At 61.8% G+C, this 20406-nt stretch carries 19 protein-coding genes; 10 read left to right on the top strand and 9 right to left on the bottom strand.

From position 1 onward, the window contains the following. Positions 1-31: 31 nt before the first annotated feature. Entirely contained in the window at positions 32-463 is a 432-nt protein-coding gene (locus JF616_11180) for a response regulator transcription factor (GenBank protein MBW8888307.1), read from the top strand. A 3-nt stretch (positions 464-466) separates the two neighbouring features. On the opposite strand, the gene JF616_11175 is transcribed toward JF616_11180, so the two are convergent. Genes JF616_11175 through JF616_11165 form a run of 3 tightly spaced genes read right to left on the bottom strand, consistent with a single transcriptional unit; the run spans position 467 to position 1809 of the window. Then, entirely contained in the window at positions 467-832 is a 366-nt protein-coding gene (locus tag JF616_11175) for a response regulator (protein MBW8888306.1), read from the bottom strand. A 29-nt stretch (positions 833-861) separates the two neighbouring features. Beyond that, entirely contained in the window at positions 862-1332 is a 471-nt protein-coding gene (locus JF616_11170; protein ID MBW8888305.1) for a chemotaxis protein CheX, read from the bottom strand. 3 nt (positions 1333-1335) lie between these two features. Continuing rightward, positions 1336-1809 (bottom strand): chemotaxis protein CheX, encoded by a 474-nt coding sequence (locus JF616_11165; GenBank protein ID MBW8888304.1) that lies wholly within the window; start codon positions 1807-1809, stop codon positions 1336-1338. A gap of 216 nt (positions 1810-2025) precedes the next feature. Between JF616_11165 and JF616_11160 the strand changes: the two genes are divergently transcribed. Then, on the top strand, positions 2026-2427 hold the full coding sequence (locus tag JF616_11160; protein MBW8888303.1) for a response regulator: 402 nt from the start codon (positions 2026-2028) through the stop codon (positions 2425-2427). A 37-nt stretch (positions 2428-2464) separates the two neighbouring features. Next, positions 2465-4492 carry a response regulator gene (locus tag JF616_11155; GenBank protein ID MBW8888302.1) on the top strand — a complete coding sequence of 676 codons (2028 nt, stop codon included), beginning with the start codon at positions 2465-2467 and terminating at the stop codon, positions 4490-4492. Here the strand turns inward: JF616_11155 and JF616_11150 are convergent. Next, a complete protein-coding gene (locus JF616_11150; protein MBW8888301.1) occupies positions 4477-4830 on the bottom strand; it encodes an Hpt domain-containing protein in 354 nt (117 codons plus the stop codon). The two genes, JF616_11155 and JF616_11150, sit on opposite strands and share 16 nt — an antisense overlap. A 13-nt stretch (positions 4831-4843) precedes the next feature. Beyond that, the gene (locus tag JF616_11145) at positions 4844-5815 is read right to left on the bottom strand and encodes a magnesium transporter CorA family protein (GenBank protein MBW8888300.1); all 972 of its coding nucleotides are present in this window, start codon (positions 5813-5815) and stop codon (positions 4844-4846) included. 138 nt (positions 5816-5953) lie between these two features. On the opposite strand from JF616_11145, the gene JF616_11140 reads away from it, so the two are divergent. Then, positions 5954-8563, top strand: coding sequence for an MMPL family transporter (locus tag JF616_11140; GenBank protein ID MBW8888299.1), 2610 nt, complete (start codon positions 5954-5956; stop codon positions 8561-8563). 67 nt (positions 8564-8630) lie between these two features. Here JF616_11140 and JF616_11135 read toward each other — a convergent pair whose 3' ends face one another. Continuing rightward, positions 8631-8900 (bottom strand): HigA family addiction module antidote protein, encoded by a 270-nt coding sequence (locus tag JF616_11135; GenBank protein ID MBW8888298.1) that lies wholly within the window; start codon positions 8898-8900, stop codon positions 8631-8633. Positions 8901-8961: 61 nt separating this feature from the next. Between JF616_11135 and JF616_11130 the strand changes: the two genes are divergently transcribed. Next, positions 8962-10032, top strand: a complete 1071-nt coding sequence (locus JF616_11130; GenBank protein ID MBW8888297.1) for a DUF1080 domain-containing protein — start codon at positions 8962-8964, stop codon at positions 10030-10032. A 16-nt stretch (positions 10033-10048) separates the two neighbouring features. Here the strand turns inward: JF616_11130 and JF616_11125 are convergent, their stop codons facing one another. Then, positions 10049-10690, bottom strand: a complete 642-nt coding sequence (locus tag JF616_11125) for a DNA-3-methyladenine glycosylase (GenBank protein ID MBW8888296.1) — start codon at positions 10688-10690, stop codon at positions 10049-10051. Then, a complete protein-coding gene (locus JF616_11120) occupies positions 10677-11387 on the bottom strand; it encodes a TerC family protein (protein MBW8888295.1) in 711 nt (236 codons plus the stop codon). Before JF616_11120 ends, JF616_11125 begins: the two co-directional genes overlap by 14 nt. 148 nt (positions 11388-11535) lie before the next feature. Between JF616_11120 and JF616_11115 the strand changes: the two genes are divergently transcribed. Together JF616_11115 and JF616_11110 are read left to right on the top strand one after the other, a co-directional pair. Further along, on the top strand, positions 11536-12846 hold the full coding sequence (locus JF616_11115; protein ID MBW8888294.1) for a glycosyltransferase: 1311 nt from the start codon (positions 11536-11538) through the stop codon (positions 12844-12846). After that, entirely contained in the window at positions 12843-15161 is a 2319-nt protein-coding gene (locus JF616_11110) for an endonuclease/exonuclease/phosphatase family protein (GenBank protein MBW8888293.1), read from the top strand. The genes JF616_11115 and JF616_11110 overlap by 4 nt, the downstream gene beginning before the upstream one ends. Before the next feature lie 9 nt (positions 15162-15170). Here the strand turns inward: JF616_11110 and JF616_11105 are convergent, their stop codons facing one another. Next, positions 15171-16307, bottom strand: a complete 1137-nt coding sequence (locus tag JF616_11105; GenBank protein ID MBW8888292.1) for a toxin-antitoxin system YwqK family antitoxin — start codon at positions 16305-16307, stop codon at positions 15171-15173. A 334-nt stretch (positions 16308-16641) separates the two neighbouring features. Between JF616_11105 and JF616_11100 the strand changes: the two genes are divergently transcribed. From JF616_11100 to JF616_11090, 3 genes are all read left to right on the top strand, one after another. After that, positions 16642-19125 (top strand): hypothetical protein, encoded by a 2484-nt coding sequence (locus JF616_11100; GenBank protein MBW8888291.1) that lies wholly within the window; start codon positions 16642-16644, stop codon positions 19123-19125. A gap of 113 nt (positions 19126-19238) precedes the next feature. After that, positions 19239-19694, top strand: coding sequence for an SRPBCC family protein (locus JF616_11095; GenBank protein ID MBW8888290.1), 456 nt, complete (start codon positions 19239-19241; stop codon positions 19692-19694). A 132-nt stretch (positions 19695-19826) separates the two neighbouring features. Next, positions 19827-20174 carry a hypothetical protein gene (locus tag JF616_11090; protein MBW8888289.1) on the top strand — a complete coding sequence of 116 codons (348 nt, stop codon included), beginning with the start codon at positions 19827-19829 and terminating at the stop codon, positions 20172-20174. Positions 20175-20406: the final 232 nt, after the last annotated feature.

Genomic DNA, 20406 nt, shown 5'->3' with positions numbered 1-20406 from the left:
TTCGGCCGTACGGGCCCGTATCTTCCCATCAATGGCGATCATCGAAACCCCTTTCGTATTGTCGATCCATGAGAACAGGTCCATCCGGAGCCTCATCCCGTCCATTTTGAAGCATGCCGGATACGGGGCTCTGGCGGTCGCCAGCGAAAACGAAGCCGTGCGCCTGCTCCGCGCCGGCTACTCCGGGATTCGCCTATTGATCATGGAACAATGCGGCACGGCATCGCGGCCGGTCCTGCTGGAGGCCGCGGGCGGGCAATACGGAGCGATGAAGGTTTTATACCTGACCCCGTTCCGTAGCCTGGCCGAGCGCGTCGCCGACGCTCTGAAGCATCCGGAGTCGGGCTTCCTCGCGAAACCGTTCAGCCCCAAAGCCTTGCTCAATCTGGTGGATGCGCTGATCGGGCCGCCGGAAAGATCCCGCCAGGAATCCTGGTCGCTGGCGCGGGAGTTTCGCGCCTAACCCTTATTTCTTCACTGACGAAGCGATTTTCTCGGCCAAGGTCTCGGGCTGGAAGGGCTTCACCACGTAATTGGCCGCTCCGCTCTGGATGGCTTCGAGGATGCGGGTTTTCTCCGACTCCGAGGTCACCATTATCACGGGCACGCTTTTGAGGGCCGGATCCGCCTTGATCTTCTTCAAGGCTTCGATGCCGGTCATGTTGGGCATGTTCCAATCCATCAGGACCAGTTCAAAGCCGCCGCCCTGCAGCTTCGCGATGGCCTCGGCGCCGTCCCCGGCCTCGGTGACGTCGGTATGGCCGAGCTTCTCGAGCGTGTTCTTCTGGATGCGGCGCATGGTGGTGGAGTCGTCGACGAGCAGGATTTTCATGATGTGACCTCTGCGATGCGTGATTGGTTTCAGGCCGGCTTCAGGCTCACGGCCATGTGGAAACTCCCGAGGGCGCTTGCGAAGGGGATGACGAATCCCACGGAGCCCTTGGGTTCGACGATGCGATGGTTCTTGCCGACGATGACGCTGGGAAGGGATATCTCGATGTTGAATTCCGTCAGGCCCTTCTTGGCGTTGCCGGCGACGATGTTGATGAGCTCGCCCACCGCATCCAGGATCTCCGCGTTCATCACCTTGAGATTGGCGGACATGAACTTATTGCACACCGCCAAGGCGGTGGCTTCGGGAAAGCTGAGGGAAACGGTCCCGATCACCTTGCCCGAAAGGCCGATGATGCCGGAGATATCGTAGTCGAGGCGGGCGTCCTGCTTGAGGATGGGCTTGCCGGGCTTGGCCTCGATGCCGACCATCTTGACGAAGGTCTCGAGGTTGGAGAGGATGAAGGGATTGACGTGCTCGGCGCGGATGGATATGGGCATGTTTCAGATCTCGCTCGTAAAACCGACAACCAGGTGGAAACCGCCGAAAGAGGTTTCGAAGGGCACGAGCAAAGGAACGACTTCCTTGCCGCCCTGGACCTGGTGGTTCTCGCCGATGATGACCGTGGGCAGGGAGATGCTGATCTTGTATTGCGTCAGATCCTTCTTGGCCGCGCCCGCGACGATGTTGGCGAGCTCGCCAACGGCATCCTTGACGGTATCGTCCAAGGCCAGCTGCTTTTCCCCGATTAACCCGGAGACCACCTTGAGGGCGGTTATGCGCGGGAAGGACAAGGCCACGGTGCCCTTGGCGCCGCCGCTCAGGCCGATGATGCCGGAGATGTCGTATTTCAAATGGCTTCCCGAGACGAGCATGATCTTCCCCGGGGTCGCCTCCGTGTGGACCATGGTTCTGAAGGTTTCCATCGTGGCGTTCACGAAGGGATTGATATGCTCGACCTTGACAGGCGATCCCATAGCGCTCCTTTTGGGCGGGTAGGCGGTTACCGGATTCTAGCACTGGCGCCTGGGCGCGACAATAGAATCAGCATCGGAAATGGCATGATTCGGATGGGAACCGGGCAAATCCGGGTAAGAAAGTTCCCCGGCCTCTCCTAACCGCACAAGCGTTGACCTCGCGCCGACCCGGCCGCATAATGATCATGTCGCGCGCCTGGCCGATCCGGAGGAGTGATGCGTATCCTAATCGTCGACGACGATTTCCTTTCTCGGAAACTGCTGACGCGCGAACTCCGCAAGTTGGGTACCTGCGATCAGGCTTGCGACGGCGAAGAAGGCTTGCAGGCCTATAAATCCGCGTTAGCGGTGGGCGCTCCTTACGACTTGATCCTTCTCGATATCGTGATGCCCGGAATGGACGGCGGCGAATTGTTGCGGAAGATCCGCGCCGATGAAAGCTCCCGGGCGGTGGCCGGGGAGAGCCGGTGCGCCATCGCGATGGCCACGACCCAGGCGGACAAGCAAACCGTAATGCGATCGTTCCGAGATGAAGCGGACGGGTACATCATCAAACCCTATCTACCGGGTTCCGTGCTGCGCTACCTTCGGCGGCATGACTTGATTAGCCCGGCTTGAGGGCGCGGTCGCGAATGAACCTCCAACCGGCGGGCGGATGAAAGAGGCGCGCAGACTCCGCGGTTGGGCCGCTTCGCTACGCGATGGCAAGGCCCTGCGGGAAAGCCTGTTCGCGGCAGGGCTCATCCTCGCGGTTTCCTACGTCTCGATCGGCTACATCGGCCGGACGGCCGGGGCAGCGATGCGGACGCAGTTGGAAGAATGGCTTACGCAATCTTCGATAGCGCTTTCCACCGTTATCGACACCGCGCTGTTCGCTTCCCTCACGCGTCCCGGGCAGGAAGGTTCCCCCGCCTACGATACCTTGTACCAACGGATCCACACCTTCCGGGAACGGAATCCGGTCTTCCGCTTCGCGTACACCTGCCGGTTGCGGGGGGACAGCGTGGTTTTCGTGGTGGACGGGACTCCGCGCGGGGACGCGGATAAAGACGGAGTGGAAGATCATTCCTTTTTGATGCAGGCCTATCCCGAGGCATCGGAAAACCTCCGTCAGGTCTTGCGCGAGGGAGGCGCCCGGGCCGATCGGTTTCCCTACCGGGATGCCTGGGGGACCTTCCAAAGCGGATGCTCCGCCATCAACGGTCCCGCCGGCAGCGTCTTAGGGGCCGCTTGCCTGGACATGGATCTCAAGAGCCTGGATGCGCGCCTGGGGTTGATCCGTAACGCGGAATGGAGCAGCTTGTTCCTGGCCGGGGCCCTGGCCATGACCGCTTTCCTTTTCATCCTCGATTACCGCGCCCGGGAACGCCGCGCCCAAGAGCGTCTTGCGACCCTGACCAGCGATCTCGCCTCGCAAAACCAGGCCTTGCAGGAATCGCAAGAGAGCTTGTTGGAAGCGAAGGAAAAGGCCGAGGCCGCGACCCTGGCCAAGTCCGCCTTCCTGGCCACGGTCAGCCATGAAATCCGCACCCCCATGAACGGGGTGCTGGGCATGGCGCATCTCCTGCAGGACACCGGTCTCACGCCCGAGCAAGGGGAGCTGGTCGGCGTGCTCCTCGATAGCGGAGAACATCTGGTCAACCTCATCAGCGACATCCTGGACTTGTCCAAGATCGAGGCCGGCCGGATGGAGGTCGAGAGAATCCCCTTCGATCCCGTGAGGCTCGCGACGTCGGTATGCGAAATCCTGAGGGAAAAAGCGCTCAAGAGCGGCATCGAACTGATCGCGAACGTCGAGGCCCGCCAAGGCGGATTCGTATGGGGCGATCCGGGGCGGTTGCGCCAGGTCCTGTTCAACCTGATCGGGAACGCCATCAAATTCACCCAGAAGGGCTGGGTCCGGTTGACCGTGATGCCCTCGCCCCAGATCTCCGGAGGCCTCCGCTTTTCGGTGGAAGACAGCGGGATCGGGATGAACCCGGAGCAGATTGGCCGCCTCTTCCAGCCCTTCATACAGGGCGACTCCTCCACTTCTCGCAAGTTCGGCGGCACCGGGCTCGGGCTGGCCATCACTTCCCGGCTGGTTTCCATGATGGGGGGGATCATCGCGGTGGACAGCCGCCCAGGGGCGGGTTCCGCATTCAGGGTGGATTTACCCTTGCCGCCCGCGCCCTCGCAACCGCATGCGGCGACCGTGGCCGGGAGCGACCCCGCCGCCGGACCGATCGCGCCCGGCCTGGGCAAGGAAGCCGCTGCGGACCCCGTGGCAGGGCCTCCCCAATCGCCTCCGGCCCCGGACCGTCCCGCTCCTAGGGTGCTTTTCGTCGAAGACAATCCCGTCAACCAGAAGCTGGGGATGCGCTTGCTCGGGAAAATGGGATGCGAGGTGACCTTGGCCGTGGACGGGGAATGCGCGTGCCGCCTCTGCGGGGAAGGCGAGTTCGACCTAGTGCTGATGGATTGCATGATGCCGGTGATGGACGGCTTCGCCGCCGCCCGGGCCATCCGCGCGCGGGAAGGCGGGGGATCGGCGCGCATGCCTATCATCGCCTGCACCGCCAACGTGAGCCAGGATGAGTTCAAGAAATGCCTGGAAGCCGGGATGGACGACTTCCTCGGCAAGCCCTACCGGCCGGAAAGCCTGAAAGGGATGATCGAAAAGTGGGCCTACGCGTCGAGGTAGGCGGAGAGCTCTTGCTTGACCCGGGAGAATTCGGCCTCGATCGCGCGCAGGTCATCCGCTTCCGGCAATTTGCCCTCTTTCGCCTCCCGTTCCAACGCTTGCAGCAGAGCGGAGAGGGCTTCGGCTCCCACGTTGAGGCTGCTGCCTTTCAAGGTATGCAAGAGGCGAAATAGGGCCTCGACATCGCCCGTCCGGTAGGCCTCCCGGGTCGCCGCCAAACGGGTCTCGGAATCGGCGAGGTAGGTTCCCAGGATATCCCGTAAAAAGTCCGGATCTTCAGGGTCGGCATATTCCTTCAGGGACGCGAGCGTCTCGGGATTTACGGACCTGATTTCCACGGCTCGGCCCCTTTCAGAACCAGTTCTTGATCTTGAAATATGCCGTCATACCAACGAAACTGGTCAGGCATAGCGTTACGATGGCCATGAAAGCGTGGCGCTCGTGCACCAGGGGCAGGTCCACGTTCATGCCGAAGAGCCCGGTCAGGAAGGTAAGGGGCAGGAACAGGGCCGACATGGCGGTCAAGACCTTCATGGTGTCGTTGGTGCGGGAGGACATGGCCGACCGGTACAGCTCCAGGGAGTTGGCCAAAACCTCCTTGTAGCTGCCCAGCTCATCGATTAGGTTGCGCATCCGGCTTTCGGCGTCCCGGAAATAGGGTCGGACGAAGGGGCGCACGTGGCGGCAGGCGCCGGAAGCCAGTTGCGCCAAGATCAATTGCTGCGGCGCCAGGGCCAGCCCCAGGCCCATCATCTCGTCCCGCAGGGTCACGATCCGTTCCAGCAGATCGGAGGCCGGCGCGTAGAGGGCCTCTTCTTCCAATCCGGAGATGAGGTCGCGTTTGCCTTCCACCTCGGGAACGTATTTGTCGATCATGTGGGAGACGACCTGATGCAACAGTTCGTCGGTCGCATGCGGCGCGTAACGCCCCGCCTCCACGTCGGCCAGGGACTCGGCGATGGCGGCCACCGGATGCTTATGGCTGGTGACGAGGTAATTCTTGGCGATCACCACGTCGATCTCCGCGGTGCGCCCCTCGTCCTTGGGCGCGGACAGATTGAGCGCATGCAAGGTGATCTGGGTGTAACGATCGAAGTGGATCAGCTTGGGGCGAGAGCTCGCGAGGCGGAAGTTCTCCAGCACCAGGGGATGCCAGCCCAGGATGCGGGCCATCTCCGCGCCCGTGTCCTCGGGGAAATCCCCCTCGATGTCCAGCCACAAGAGCTTGGTGCTTTCCTCGTCGGCCGCGGCAAGGGCGGCCGGGGCATCGATCCGCGAGCAGCTCTTGTCCGTTTTAAGCAGGTATCCCCGTAGCGTCGCCATCCCGCTTGAATGTATCAAAATGCGGGTTCGCATTACGGCCCGGCCCGCCTCGGCTGAAGGATACGCGCAAGCGCCGGACAGGGCTTTCTATATTTCCGAAAACCATCTCGCCATGATTTCGCCGCCGGGAAAGCCAGCTTGAATACTTCTCTCCCTCCCGTCCCTCCTAAACGCTCCGGCCTCTGGTACAAGTTCGTCAACGGCTACGTCCGGTTCTCCTACCGGCAGCCCCTCATCCCGCTCATCCTCCTGGGCGTGGTGACTTGGTTGGCGGCCCAGTACTCCGCCAAGCTGCGCATCGAAACCGATCTACGCGTGCTCTTGCCCAAGGGGACCCCATCGGTGGTGGCCTTGCAGCAGGCGGAGAAGCGCATGGGCAGCACCGATCTCTTCACCATCGCCCTCCAGGCCCCGTCCCTTGAGGCGGTGGGCGCTTTCCAGAAAGCGATCGCCGATTCGTTGATGCGCTGGAAGGAGGTGGTTTGGGTCCAATACGATCAGGATCGCAGCTTCTTCGAGCGGCACGCCTTGATTTACCTGCCTACCGATCAGCTCCAGGATCTGCGCGATCGCATCTCCGGGATGATCGGCGGGGGATTCGCCAAGGCCAACCCGCTGGTGGAGAGCCTGGACGATACGCCCGCGGCCAAGCCGAGCCTGGACGGCTGGCCGGACGTGAACGCCTTGCGGCGCCAAGGGCTGCCGCAGGATCTGATCGACGCCCTTTTGGCCAAGGTGCGTCATGGCAAGGGGGATTCCGCGGCCCAAGCGCAGGCCGCCGCGGATGCCAAGAGCCCGCCCCGGCCCGACAGCCTCAAGACCCGCCTGATGGGCTGGCATCAGGAAAGGGGTATGTGGGTGGGCGTAGTGCTGGCCCAAATGAACCATCCTTCCACCGACGCCATCTTCTCCAAGCATATCTACGAGCGGGGCACGGCCCTGCTCGACTCGATGCATCCCGAGCGCTTTTCCCCGCACATGGTGGCGAAAGTGGTGGGCGCCTACCGGAACTTCAACGAGATCAGCCAGGTCACCGGCGATATTATCGTTTCCAGCGCCGTCTCCCTGGCGCTCATCCTCTTGCTCCTGTGGTTCTTCGTCCGCAAGGTGGTGAGCGTGGTCCTCACCATGGTTCCCCTCACCATTGCGATGTCGTGGACCACCGGCGTCACCTATCTCATCTACGAGCGCCTCACCCTGCTCACCATGTTCATCCTGGCCCTGATAGCCGGCCTGGGCATCGAATACACCGTGCATCTTTATTCGCGCTGGGCGGAGGAGGGGCGAAAAGGCTACCACCCCATGGACGGCATGATCGAGGCGGTCTATAGCAGCGGGCGTTCCCTGCTGGCGGGCGCCGCGAGCAACATCTTCGCCATGGCCAGCCTGCAGTTGGGGCATTTCAAGGGCTTCAAGGAATTCGGCGTCGTGGTCAGCCTCGGTATCACCTTCGCCCTGCTCTCCACCTGGCTGGTGCTGCCGCCCCTCTTCTTCCTGTTCGTGCGGATTGCCGATTGGATCAAAGCGAAATTGCATGCCCATTGGATCCACGTAGTGATCGACTTCCTCATGCCGGGAGGCGACGAGGTGGGCGGGGGGATTCTGCTGCCCCATCTCAAGATGGGCCCGAAGATGCTCAAGATGATGGCGGTGGCCACCGTCCTTTTCACCCTGGCCGTCTCCTTGGGGCCGCGCACGGGATTCGAGAACGACTTCGAGCATCTGCGCGGGCCTAGCACCTCGACGGGCATCAGCTACGGGCGCGCCGTGGGCGCGGGCCGCAACACTTCGCCCTCCATCATCCTGGGGAAGAGCGAGGCGCAGATGCGTTCGGTGCACGATTCCCTGGCGTCCCGATACGGCAATCCCGCCGATAGCATGCTGAAGAGCTTCGCCACCATCCAATCCTTCGTGCCCGCGGTCGATCAGCAGAACGCCCGCCTGAAGGTCATGGCCGAGATCAGGCAGATGCTCGGCGCCCGCGCCATCGAGCATGTCGATAGCGCCACCCGGGCCGACCTGGACTTGCTGCGGCGCTACCTGGGGGCCGGCGAATTCGGTTTCGATTCGCTTCCCGATTGGGCCAAACGCTTCCTCACCGAGGCGAACGGCCATCACGGGGAGTTCGGCTACCTCTACGGCGAACTGAAGGAAAGCGACGCGGTGGAAAGCGGCAAGTTCCAGGAACGCTTCGGCAGCGTCCCTTCCGATGAGGGGCCGGTCATGGTGGCCTCCAGCGGTTTCATCTACGCGGACGTGGTGCGCATGGTGAAGGGCGACGGCGTGCGCCTGGCCATTTTCACCTTCCTGATCCTGATTTTCATCACCTGGCTGGACATGCGTTCCTGGCGCGGCGTGGTCATCAGCTGCGGCTTCGTGGCGCTCTCCGCATGGTGGACCTACAAGATCATGGGCTTGATGGGGCTTAAGCTGGGCATGTTCAATCTGGTGGTCTTGCCCACCGTGCTCTCTTCCTCGGTGGATTCGGTCATCCATCTATACCATCGCCGCTTGGAAATGGGCCGGGGCAAGATCGGCGAACTGTATCAGACCACCGGTTCGGCGGTGCTGGCGGGCACCCTCAATAACGTGTTCGGATTCCTGGGGCTTTGCTTCGTGGCCCACAAGGGCATGCAGACCATCGGCTTCCTGTCCACCCTCGGCATCGGGTGCGGCCTGTTGGTGATGTTCACCGTGCTGCCCTGGCTGTTGGAATGGCTGTGCCCGGCGGAGCCGGTGCAGGAGTGAGGGCTGGGAGCCCCGAAGCTTCGGAATCTTCACGGCCACGACAGACGCTGATTCAGACTCCGAAGCCTCAAGCGGCTTTCAGCCGCCGTTGCGCATGGAACAAATCCCATGAGATTTGGAGATTCATCCAGAACTCAGGGCTGGTGCCGAGTTCCTCGCTGAGAAGAATGGCCGTTTCCGCGGTCATGCCGCGTTTGCCTTTGATGAGGGTATTGATCCTCTGGATGGGGATCCCGAGTTTTGCGGCCAGGGAAACCTGGCTGAGTTCCATGGGCTCAAGGAACTCGTGGATCAGGATATCTCCGGGGTGGCTGGGGGTTCGATTTCTGGGAATCATAAGTTGGCCTTCGCTCAATGGTAATCGACGACCCGCAATTATCAAATATCTTTAACGGACCATGCTGATTCCCGCCCTGTTCGCCGCCCTGGCCACCGCCCTTTCTCCAGAACCCGCCGTCCTTCCCGATCCCGATTTCGCCTTGCAAGGGGAATACCTGGGAACCGTCCATACGGCCGGCTCCTCCGACGGGACGCCCCTGGGGTCGCAGGTGATCGCCCGGGGCGAAGGCGCCTTCACCCTCGTCTTCTTCCCGGGAGGTCTGCCGGGCGCGGGCGCGCAAGGCGATCGCTATCCTGTCCAAGGGACCCGCTCCGGTCGGGATCTGGCTATCTCCGACTCGGTCTATGCGGGGGGTATCTCGGGAGATACCCTGAAAGGATTCGCCGGTCCGGCCGCGCCCTTCACCCTGACCAAGACGAGCCGGATAAGCCCGACCCTGGGACTGAAGCCCCCGGACGGGGCGACGGTGCTCTTCGACGGCGGGGCGCCGGTCGCGTGGACGAACGCGGCCCAGGACTCCGAAGGGAACCTCGCGCCGCTGCAACGCGAGGCCAGGACGAACGCCAAGTTCGCGGACTTTTCCCTGCATCTGGAATTCCGCATGCCCTTCCTGCCGCAAGCCATCGGCCCGGCGCGCGGGAACTCCGGGGTGCGCTTCCTGGACGATGGGCATTTCTATGCCGAGATCCAACTGCTGGATTCCTTCGGCAGCGATACGGGGTCGGAGGAATGCGGCGGCATCGAAGGCTTGTACGCCCCACGGGTGATGGCGGCCTTTCCGCCGCTAGCATGGCAGACCATGGACATCCAGGTTTCGACCCCGCCGGATTCGGGAGGCGAAGGCGCTCTCACGGTTTGGCAAAACGGGATCTTGATCCATTCGCGGCGCAGAATCCCCGTCCTCGGAAAGCAAGTACTCGTGGCGCTGCAGAGCCTGGATAGCACGGGGGCCTTTCGCAACGTGTGGCTGGTGGAAGGAAACGACGGGTATCCGCTCGTGACGGACGCCGTCAAAGCGCGGGGCGGAAGGAAAAGCCGGCCTGAGGGAAGGGATTTCCGGGGATGGCCCTGGAAATCGGGCCTATATAGGATCGATGGCTCCCGCCGGACCCTCGCACCCCGCCCTTAGAGGCGGACCCGGATTTCTATTTGCGGGAGATCCAAGGGCTCCCCTCCAGGTAGAAACGCAAGGGCAGGTGCGCATCCTTGCTGATCCCGATGCGCGTCGTCACCTTGATTCCCGCGGCCGCCGCGGTTCCCGCCCCGCCGCGCACCTTGGCCCCCGGTCCAACCGCCTCCGCCCTCTCCTCCGCCACCATCAAAGGCACCTTCCGAAGATCGGATCCATCGGGTAGATCGGCGATCCCCAGCGCAATCACCAACTTTCCTGGTCCGCTGCAAAGCGCCTTCGGCTCCGCGACCCCGCGGCGCATCGCCATCAAATCAAAACCCTCGATCGGCTCCAGGGCGCGGATCAGCACGGCTTCGCCCACGCCCTTCGGCCCCGTCACCACGTTGAAACAGCGATACATCCCGTAGATGAGGTAGGTGTAGGATCGTCCGGCGGGCCCGAACATGGCCCGGTTCCGCTTCGTCTCCCCGCGGGAGGCGTGGCAGGCGGCATCGTCGCATAGGTAGGCTTCCGTCTCCACGATGCGGCCGGCGGTCCGTCCCTCGGGGGATTGGCTCACCAGGATTTTCCCCAGCAACGCGCGCGCGACCGCGACCGTTCCGGCGGAAAAGAAGCCGGCGGGGACGGGCCGATAGGAGGATTTACGGGGAGCCATGGTCGGCGGGGCGACGGCGCCGGATGCGCCAGGCGGCCAAAAGCACGGCCGCGACGGTGAGCGCCTGGAAGGCCCAGCGGATGGGGCGCGATTCGCCCAGGTGCCACCATGCGCCCAGGCCCGGATCGGTAATGATCATCTCCCCGCCCACCTTGCCGAGCAGGGCCGCCCCCAGGATGAGGATGATGGGGAATCGATCCATCAGGGAGGAAAGCAGGGTGCTGGCGAACACCACCAGCGGGATGGATAGCCCTAAGGACAACCAGAGCTCCACCGAATTGCCATGGGACATGCCCGCCACCGCCAGCACGTTGTCGATGGACATGGTGAGATCGGCCACCAGGATGATCCAGACGGCGTGCCAGACCGAGGCGGGCGGGCGGCGCCCCTCGAGGGCCTCTTGTTCCTCGATCAGGAGCTTCACCGCGATCCACAGGACGGCCAGACCGCCGAAGAGTTTCAGGAAGGGGACTTCCAGCAGGTGGGAGGCGATAAGGGTGAAGAACACCCGCAGAAGCACCGCACCCGCCGTCCCGATCACGATCCCGCGGATGCGCATGGGTTTGGGGAGCTCGTGCACGGCCATGGCGATAACCACGGAGTTATCGCCCGAAAGCACGATATTGATCAGGATGATGCCGAGGGAATTCAGCAAGAACCCGCCGTTTAGGGGCAGGGCCGTGGCTACGCTGTCCAAATCCGTTCCCTCTTTGGTAGCTGGGGGTGGGGAGAATATATAAAAGGCCCTTCCGATCCTTCCGAAATCCCCATGCCGCCCGCCGGCTTTGGGAGGCCGAATTCGCGTTCCGCTTGGCTCCGCTTCAAAAGGGTTTATCTTGAGTTAGATGCGGATCGTAATGATGACCAATACCTACCTGCCCCATGTGGGCGGGGTGGCCCGATCCGTAGAGGGCTTCAGCCGCTCCTTGCGCGCCCTGGGGATGAAGGTCATGGTGGTGGCTCCCGAATTCACGGGGCGGCCGGAAACGGAAACCGACGTCGTGCGGGTGCCGGCCATCCAGCGCTTCAACGGCAGCGACTTCTCGGTGCGCCTGCCCGTGCCCGGCCTTCTGACCGAGCCCCTCGATCGCTTCCAGCCCGATCTCATCCACGCCCATCATCCTTTCCTCTTGGGCGATACCGCGGTCCGCGTCGCCTCGGGCCGCGGGCTGCCGTTGGTATTCACGCACCATACGCTCTACGAGGAGTACACCCATTACGTCTCCGGCGAGTCCGAGGCGCTCAAGCGCTTCGTCACCGATCTTTCCACCGGCTACGCCAACTTGTGCGACCACGTCATCGCTCCCAGCCAATCGGTGGCGACCCTGTTGCAGCAGCGCGGGGTGACCGCCCCCATCACCGTGATCCCGACCGGAGTGGACCTCGCCAAGTTCACGCGCCGCCAGGGCCGCCGCTTCCGCAAGTCGAGCGCGATCCCGGACGATGCTTTCCTGGCGGGGCACATCGGCCGCCTGGCCCCGGAAAAGAACCTGATGTTCCTGACGCGCGCGGTGGCGCACTTCCTGCAAGAGCGGCCGAAGGCCTGGTTCGTGGTGGCGGGCGCGGGCCCGCTCGAGGAATCCATGAAAGCGTATTTCGCGGAAGCGGGGGTAACGGAGCGGGTACGCTTCGCCGGCATCCTGCAGGGCAAGGATCTGGCCGACGCCTATGACGCCATGGACGTGTTCGCCTTCGCTTCCAAGAGCGAGACGCAGGGCATGGTGATGGCCGAAGCCATGGCCGCGGGCACGCCGGTGGTGGCCCTGGACGCCAGCGGGGTGCGCGAAGTAGTGCGCGACGGGGTCAACGGCCGCAAGCTTTCGGTGGAGGATCAGGATGCCTTCAGCGCGGCGCTGGCCTGGGCCGCCGACCTCCCGAAGGATGCCTGGCAGTCCCTGTCGCGCGAGGCCCTCCGCACCGCGCGGGGCCTCTCTGCGGAGATATCCGCCGCCCGGTTGGCCTCGGTCTACCAATCGCTCGTCAAGCGCAAGGCCGCCTGGGAGGTTCCTGAGGAAAGCCTTTGGAGCAATGCCATGCGGCGCATCGGGGCCGAATGGAAACTGTTCGGAACCATGGCCCATGCCGCCGGATCGGCCTTGGTCGGCGCGGACGAGACGCCCCCTTCGGCGCGCGAGACGGAAGGCTGGCCCACTTGATCCACGTATTGGAAAGCCGGCTACGGCAGGCGCGGCGCTGGTTCAGCCGTAGCGAATGGTCCCTGCGCCTATTGCGCTTGCCCAAAATCGACGGCGATAACCGCCGGGGCCTGGTGCTGATCCAAATCGACGGCTTGTCCCGCACGCATCTGGAAAAGGCCATCCGGCACGGGCGCATGCCCTTCCTGCGCAAGTTGCTGAAAAAGGAAGGGTATCATCTCCACGACGTGTACTCGGGGATCCCCTCCACCACGGCCGCCGCCCAGGCGGAGCTCTTCTATGGCGTGAAGGGGGCCATCCCCGCTTTCGCCTACCTGGAGCGGGAGACGGGCCGTTACATGAAGTTGATCCTGCCCGAATGCTCGTCCCGCATGGAGACTCACCTGGGGGGCCTGGGCCAGGGCTTGTGCGAAGGCGGCAGTTCCTATTCCAATATGTACTCGGGCGGCGCGGCCGAATCCCATTTCTGCGCATCGGGATTGTCCCCCGCCGCCATCTGGAAGAACGCCAATTTCCTGGGCATCCTGGCGGTGATCCTGTGGAATTTTCCCAGCCTGTTCCGCATGATAGGCTTGCTGCTGGTGGAAGTGGTGGTGGCCATCTACGACGCGGTGCGGGGCGCCATCTCCCGCCATGAAGCCCGCCAGGAGCTGCTTTTCATCTTCTCGCGGGTCTTCGTCTCGGTGGGCCTGCGCGAGCTGATCACGGTGCAATCCTCCATGGACGTAACGCGCGGGTTACCTATCGTCCATTGCAATTTCGTCGGCTACGACGAGCAATCGCACCGCCGCGGGCCGGGATCGAAATTCGCCCATTTCTCCCTCCTGGGCATCGACAATTGCATCATGCGCATCTGGGCCGCCGCCCATCGCTCCTACCGCCGCGACTATGACGTCTGGATCTATTCCGATCATGGCCAGGAATCGGTGGTCCCCTACGCCAAGGAGAACGGGCGTACCTTGGAACAGGCCGTTTCCCAGGTGCTGGGCGCGAAAGTCGCCGAAGTGGCCGCCCTGCGCCGCGCCCCGCGCATGAGCCGCAGCGAAAATTTCCCCGGCAGCCGCGCCGAGAATTACCTGCTGACGCGCGCCGGCAGCGCGGTTCCCGCCGAAACCCCGGTGGTCGCCGGGGCCGCCGTGGTGATCGCGGTGGGGCCCTTCGGGCACATCTATCTGCCCCAGCCCCCGGAAGCGGGCAAGCGCGCGGGGCTGGCCCGACGCCTGGTCAACGAAGCCAATATCCCCATGGTCATGTACCCGGACGGTCCCGAAAAGGCCATGGTCGTGACGCCGGAAGGCCAATTCGAATTGCCCCGCGACGCGGCCCGCGTGTTGGGTCCCCTGCACGGCTTCCCGGAAGAATGCGGCCGCGACCTGGTGGCGTCCTGCCATCATCCCCATGCCGGAGATTTCGTGATCGCGGGTTGGCGCCCCCGGGGCAAGCCCGTCACCTTCGTATGGGAGAACGGCGCCCATGGCGGCCCCGGTTACGATGAGACGCACGCCTTCGGCCTGTTTCCCATCAACGCCCCCTTGCCGCCCGTACCCTACCTCCGCTACTGCCAAATCCGCGAAGCGGCCATGCATCTGCGCGGCACGCCCTCGACCCCGCGCGCCTTCCCGCGCCGGAGCGCGTCGAGCGGCCGCGCCGTGAAGGTGATGACCTACAATATCCACGGCTGTTCGGGCATGGACGGCAAGGTTTCGGCCGCGCGCATCGCGCGCGTCATTTCCCAATACCAACCCGATATCATCGCCCTGCAAGAATGCTACGGGGCGCGCCGTGGCGACCAGGCCCGCGCCATCGCCGCCGAGTTGAAGGAAGCCTATCACTATCCCACCGATCTTTCGGTTCTACAGGACGATTACGGGAACGCCCTCTTGAGCGTTTCCCCTTTGCGCCTGATCAAGGCCGGCCGGCTGCCCGGCCTGCCTGGCCGCGACATCGAGGTACGCGGGGCGCTTTGGGCCGCCCTCCAATTCGCCGGCGCCGAGCTGCATTTCCTGAACACCCATTTGGGTCTCTATTCCCAAGAGCGCCAACGGCAATCCGAAGCCCTGATGGGACCGGAATGGCTGGGCGGCGAATCCTGCGTAGGCCCGGTCATCCTCTGCGGCGATTTCAACGCTTTCCCTTCCTCGACCGTGTACCGCACCCTCACCTCGCGCCTCCACGAGGCGCAGGAGAACGCCAAGGGGCATCGCCCGCAAAACACCTTCTTCGGCCGCCATCCCGTATTCCGCATCGACCATATCTTTTGCAGCCCCGAATTTTGGATGACAAGAGCGCGGCGGGCGGCGCCGGGGAGACTTTGAAGGCGAGCCTTAAGGGGCCGTGAGGGCAAGAGGATCGGTTATGGCCGGAATTTCCGAGCCGTTCTTATCCCAAGTTTTCGAACTTACCAAAACACCGTGCTCGTAAGTCGATTCGGATTCCTTTTCTCCCGTCTCGTACCATAATGTCGAGAGCCCTTCCGGGAATCCATTGTGGAAATACCGCTCGCTTTCCTTTTGCGCGTTTTCGTACCAGGTTGTTTGGATTCCCTCAACCAATCCGTTGGCATAAACAACTTCCGACCTTTGGGTTCCGCTCGGATACCAACCCGTCCAAAGCCCGATCATTTGCCCGAGGCTGTAGGCGCCTTGGTTTTCCACTTGCCCATCCGGGAACCAATCGGTCCAAAGCCCATCCGGTTTCCCATCCGTGTAAAAGGATTCACTGCTTTTGTTCCCATTCGCGTACCAGGTTGTACTACGGCCGACTTCTTTTCCGTCCTTGTAAGTTTGCTCTTGGCTTTTTTTCCCATCATCAAACCAGGATTCCCAGCTGCCATTCTGTAGGCCAAGGCTATAGGAGCCCTTTACCTTTACCTGCCCATTTTCATAGCCGAGTATGTAGTCGCCATCCAATTTCCCGTCATTGAATTCGGACTGCTCCAACGGATTTCCATTTGAATACCAGAGAGTCCATCGTCCGATCGCCGATCCGTTCGCATAGGAGCCTTCGCGCTTCTTCTGCCCGTTCTCATACCAATAGGTTTCAAGCCCATCCCATTGGCGCTCTTTCATCGTGTACTCATGCTCTTTTTGGCCGTTCCGATACCATGTCGTCGCGAGCCCGTCGGGCCAACCTAACGCATAGTTGCCTTCCATCCAGATTTGGCCGTCATCGTACCAACGTTCCCAAGGCCCGTCTTCGACTTCATTACCCGAAGCATCCTTCTTCACGAAGTGTCGAAATTCGATTTTCCCATTCGTGTAGAATGTTTCCCGGAGTTCTCTTGGGCTTTCGACCGCGGGTTCGGGTTCTAGCGGTGATGAGGAGCCTTCCCTGCAACCGGAAAAGAATGCCGATAGACAAATGATGCCGGTGCTGAGCAAAAGACCCTTGAGCATGCTTCCTTTAGGCTGGTTGCAACCGGCAGTTTGAATTTCGATTCTTTCGATTCGGAAATCGGACACTGAAATCTACTCGATAGGCAGCGTGTCTCCTATGACGTCCCTAGTAGGCTGGCGGTTCCTTCCAGTAAGCGACCATGAGTCCTGGTGACCAAGTTTTATTTTTAGGGAATCGGCCTAACCGATGAATTCCCCGATTTTGTGGGGAATGGTGGCCCCAAAGCACGGTTTAGGCGCGGGCCAAACACATAAATCCCCAGATGCGATCCACTTCCGTTTAGTTTTTTGCGGCGCGACGGTTACTTGAAACGGTTTGGGCTTGTCCAACGCGAAATTTGCCGTCCAGTCGGATAACAAAATGCCAAATCCCGCCATGGCGGGAAGGAGCGGGCAGCCAATGAAGCCATTCCCATTCGTTCAAAAAATAGTCGTGGCCCTGGCGGCAACGGCCTTGACCGCCGGCGCCTTTTCCATCGGCCTGGATTGCCGTAACACGGCCAGCGGCGTTTGTTGGCCTTATTGCACGGACAACTCCTGCCGTCGCGGCGTCTCCGCCGATCCCGATGATATCCATGCCAAGTGGGTGACCTGGCGCGATCGGCACGTAACCCCTTCGCCGCTGTCCCCGGTCCAGCTCACGGTAGGCGCCATCGGCGGCAAGCGCATCTGGAAAACGGACGCCACGGGCGGGAAGTATTTCACGACCGTGTCCGAGGGCCAGGCATACGCCATGGTCTTTTCCGCCTTCTTCGATGAGCAAGGATTGTTCGACGATTTGTGGACGTACTATAAGGGATGGGCGTCCAAGGGCAAGGTAGGCCTGATGGAATGGTGCATCGACCGCGATAACGCGCCGTGTAGCATCGACGCGGGCGGAGCCGCCACCGACGCGGACGAGGATGCGGCGCTCGCGCTGGTCTTCGCCTGCAAGAAGGTGGAAGCGGGGGCCTGGAAAACGGGGGCCCATGACTATTGCGCCGATGCCAAGACCGCGTTGTCCAATATCCGGAAATACGAAGTCGGCCCCTCGGGCTATCTGCTCTCCGGCAACAACTGGTCCGCACCGGTCCTCAACCCGTCGTATTACTCGCCAGGCTACTACCGCGTATTCGACGCCTTCGAGGGCGGCACGCGTTGGAAAATTGTCGCCGACAAGGCGCTGCAAAACATCGACGCCGTACAGGCCAATCATGGCCAATGTTCCAAGCTCGTCTATAACTGGACCGATTCCACCGGCGCCCCGACCCTGCCTTTCGCCGGCAATACGGATTACGATCAATTCGGCTGGGATGCGGCGCGCGTGGTCTGGCGCGTGGCCTTGGACAAGCTCTGGTTCAATACGCCCAAGGCGAACGAAACCATGAACGAAATGGGCGGCTTCTTCAAGCAGGTCGGCGCGCGCAACATCAAGCCCGTGTACCGCATGGATGGGACGACCGATTGGCCTTGGGGGTTGAACGCCTTCTTCTCGGCCAACGCCGGCGTGGGCATCTGGGCGGCCGATTCGGCCATCAATCCCGGCGCCGCATGCGGAGAGGCTTCTCACCAGGCCAATAGCACGCCGCAAGAAGCCTATGACATCGCGAGGGCCACGGCCGAGCCGATCGGCGAGTACGACTATTTCAACAACGCTTGGCAACTGTTCGGCCTACTCACCATGTCGGGAAATACCCCCAACGTGCAGGCCTTGGCCGACGCCCCCGGCGTAGGTTTCCTGACCGAGGTTTACGCCAAGGACGACTTCAAACATCTGGTGGGCCTGGGGATCGACTCCACCCTGTTCGATCTGCGCGATGGCCGCCATGCCAAATATTGCCGTCACGATAGGCATGAAACCAAGGGTTCCATCCGGTACAGCGGATTCCTGAAGCCCGATCGCACCGACGATTATGCCTTTCGCTCCGCGGATGAAAACGAAGTCAAGATCTGGGTGAACGGGAAGCAAGTGGCGGGGGAGGATCGCGGGCGCGAATCCCGCACCGTGCATCTCATCAAGGGGCACGTGGTTCCCGTGGTGATGGAAGCGGCCGGCCGCGACGCCGATCAGGCGGAAATCGTATGGTCCGCCCGCGGCCAGCGTCCGCAACCCGTCCCCATCTCCCGCCGCTATCCTGTGGCCAGCGCCAATCCCCAGGCCGTCTTGGCCGCGGGACAAACCTACACCCTCACGGCCGGAGATAGCGCCGGTCTGTGTTTCACGTCCTCGGGCTCCTTATCGCTGTTGGACGTTTGCGATCGCCGCGCCGGCCAGAACCTCGCCGTTTCGGTGGACGCGGAAGGTTGGGCGGCTTTGCAGGTTTCCGGAGCCTGTTTGGCCGCCGTCGGCAATTCGGTGGTGGCGCAGGTTTGCAACGGTAAGGATAACCAGGCCTGGATGGCTTTCGACGCCGGCGCCGGCCATGTGCGCCTGGTTTCCCGCTGGGACGGCAGGGTTCTCGGCGCGACGCCGGCCATCGCCCGCGAAGCCGAGGTCTCGGCGCTGCGTTTCGATCCCGCCTCGGCCGGCATGCGTTGGGTGGTGAAACCCTTAAGCAGCTGCGGCGATGGCGTATGCGGCGCGGGCGAGGGATGCACGAGCTGCCCGCAGGATTGCAACTGCGGCGCTTGCGCGGGCAATTGCCCGGACGGGATCGCGCCCGTTTTCCTGACCGCTCCCGTGGGCGGCCAGGGATTGGGTAATGGCGAAGAGTGCTTCGCGATTACGGGCGTGGCCGGAGGCGTATGGAACACGCCCGGCGACGGCGCGACGGATAAGCGGATCTTCGTGAACGGCACGGAGACGGTCTGGGGATCCGCAGGCGGGGTCAGCCTATCGGGCGGCGCCTGCGTGCATACCACTCCCGGTTCCTTCACGGGTTGGTCAGGGATCGGAACCTGGTAGCGCCGGCCGGATCCATGACCCAGGTAGCCCTTGTCGACGGGATTATGCGCGACACAAATTGCTACTTACTATTGGTTCGTCCTGTACTCCAAAAAGATGAGCGGGATCCGGGCATGATCACGATCGAAGAGAAAACGGTTTTTGATGCATCGATCGAAACGGTTTTCGATGCCGAGCGGGATATCTCCCTGCATTCCGCGACCCAGGAGCATCGGGGCGAAAGGGCGGTCGGTGGCGTCACATCCGGTCTTATCGGGCAAGGCCAGGAGGTGGAATGGGAGGCGGTCCATTTCGGGATAAAGCAAAGGCTGCGGGTCAAAATCACGCACATGGAGAAGCCGTATTATTTCCGGGACGAAATGATCAAGGGCGCATTCAAGACCTTTTCGCACGAACATCGCTTCAAGGAAATCGATAGCGATAAAACGGAAAAGTCGGATGTCATGCATATCGAAGCGCCTTTTGGCCCGTTGGGCTGGATCGCGGAAGGCTTATTCTTGAAATGGTATATGAAAAGGTTTCTCCATAAAAAGAACCAATCGATGAAAAAGAGGGTTGAAACCGCATAATTTTTTTGCGGCCCCCGAAATTTCTTGCGGGACAGACCAGGCTCCGCCAGAAAAACCCACAAAAAACCTGGTTTCCAAGCGGAAAAATACTACCATTTTTCGTTCGCGCTTACTTAAACCGGAGGAGATCGAATGAAAATGAAGCTGTTTGTATTGGGATCTGTCGCTTTTATTATCGTGAACTGCGCTTATAAACCAATTGGAATGGTGAGTAAAATCGGCGACGGGCAGTTTTCCACGACCACCTACGGTAAAGACGAAAACGAAGCCATGGGCAATGCCAACACGGACGCCAAAGGCATTTGCAAAGACAAATACAATAATGAGTACTTCAAAATCGTCAACACCCAGACCGAAAATCTGAACCCCAAGAGCGATGCGGGCAGCGGCTTCGCGGGTGCGGCGACCAGCATGCTGGCGATGGGACTGGATCGCAATAAGAAGAACTACAAAGTGGTTCTGTCTTTCGATTGCAAATGATCCGAATGGAATAAGGGCACGGGGCCGTTCGCCCCGTCTCTCGAGTTCGAAAAGCCGGTTGAGGATTCAACTGGCTTATTTTTTATCGGCACCGGATTTTTCCCGGGGATTCTTTTAAAAAACGCGCCAACGGCTCTTGGAAAGGCCGCGCGCTGGCCCGTGGGGATGCCGGCCGCCCCGATTATTACTTTTCCCCCACCGATCATGCAAACTTCCTTCTCCGCCCCCTAGC

Source organism: Fibrobacterota bacterium, from assembly GCA_019509785.1.
Lineage (GTDB): Bacteria > Fibrobacterota > Fibrobacteria > UBA11236 > UBA11236 > Chersky-265.
This window is presented reverse-complemented; position numbering and strand designations above follow the sequence as displayed.

What these genes read in the sequence shown, in the direction of transcription:
- JF616_11125 (MBW8888296.1), bottom strand. Translation starts at nt 10,690, where the DNA reads ATGGCTCCCCGTAAATCCTCCTATCGGCCCGTCCCCGCCGGCTTCTTT.
- JF616_11155 (MBW8888302.1), top strand. Translation starts at nt 2,465, where the DNA reads ATGAAAGAGGCGCGCAGACTCCGCGGTTGGGCCGCTTCGCTACGCGAT.
- JF616_11130 (MBW8888297.1), top strand. Translation starts at nt 8,962, where the DNA reads ATGCTGATTCCCGCCCTGTTCGCCGCCCTGGCCACCGCCCTTTCTCCA.
- JF616_11135 (MBW8888298.1), bottom strand. Translation starts at nt 8,900, where the DNA reads ATGATTCCCAGAAATCGAACCCCCAGCCACCCCGGAGATATCCTGATC.
- JF616_11175 (MBW8888306.1), bottom strand. Translation starts at nt 832, where the DNA reads ATGAAAATCCTGCTCGTCGACGACTCCACCACCATGCGCCGCATCCAG.
- JF616_11145 (MBW8888300.1), bottom strand. Translation starts at nt 5,815, where the DNA reads ATGGCGACGCTACGGGGATACCTGCTTAAAACGGACAAGAGCTGCTCG.
- JF616_11180 (MBW8888307.1), top strand. Translation starts at nt 32, where the DNA reads ATGGCGATCATCGAAACCCCTTTCGTATTGTCGATCCATGAGAACAGG.
- JF616_11160 (MBW8888303.1), top strand. Translation starts at nt 2,026, where the DNA reads ATGCGTATCCTAATCGTCGACGACGATTTCCTTTCTCGGAAACTGCTG.
- JF616_11165 (MBW8888304.1), bottom strand. Translation starts at nt 1,809, where the DNA reads ATGGGATCGCCTGTCAAGGTCGAGCATATCAATCCCTTCGTGAACGCC.
- JF616_11100 (MBW8888291.1), top strand. Translation starts at nt 16,642, where the DNA reads ATGAAGCCATTCCCATTCGTTCAAAAAATAGTCGTGGCCCTGGCGGCA.
- JF616_11170 (MBW8888305.1), bottom strand. Translation starts at nt 1,332, where the DNA reads ATGCCCATATCCATCCGCGCCGAGCACGTCAATCCCTTCATCCTCTCC.
- JF616_11090 (MBW8888289.1), top strand. Translation starts at nt 19,827, where the DNA reads ATGAAAATGAAGCTGTTTGTATTGGGATCTGTCGCTTTTATTATCGTG.
- JF616_11115 (MBW8888294.1), top strand. Translation starts at nt 11,536, where the DNA reads ATGCGGATCGTAATGATGACCAATACCTACCTGCCCCATGTGGGCGGG.
- JF616_11095 (MBW8888290.1), top strand. Translation starts at nt 19,239, where the DNA reads ATGATCACGATCGAAGAGAAAACGGTTTTTGATGCATCGATCGAAACG.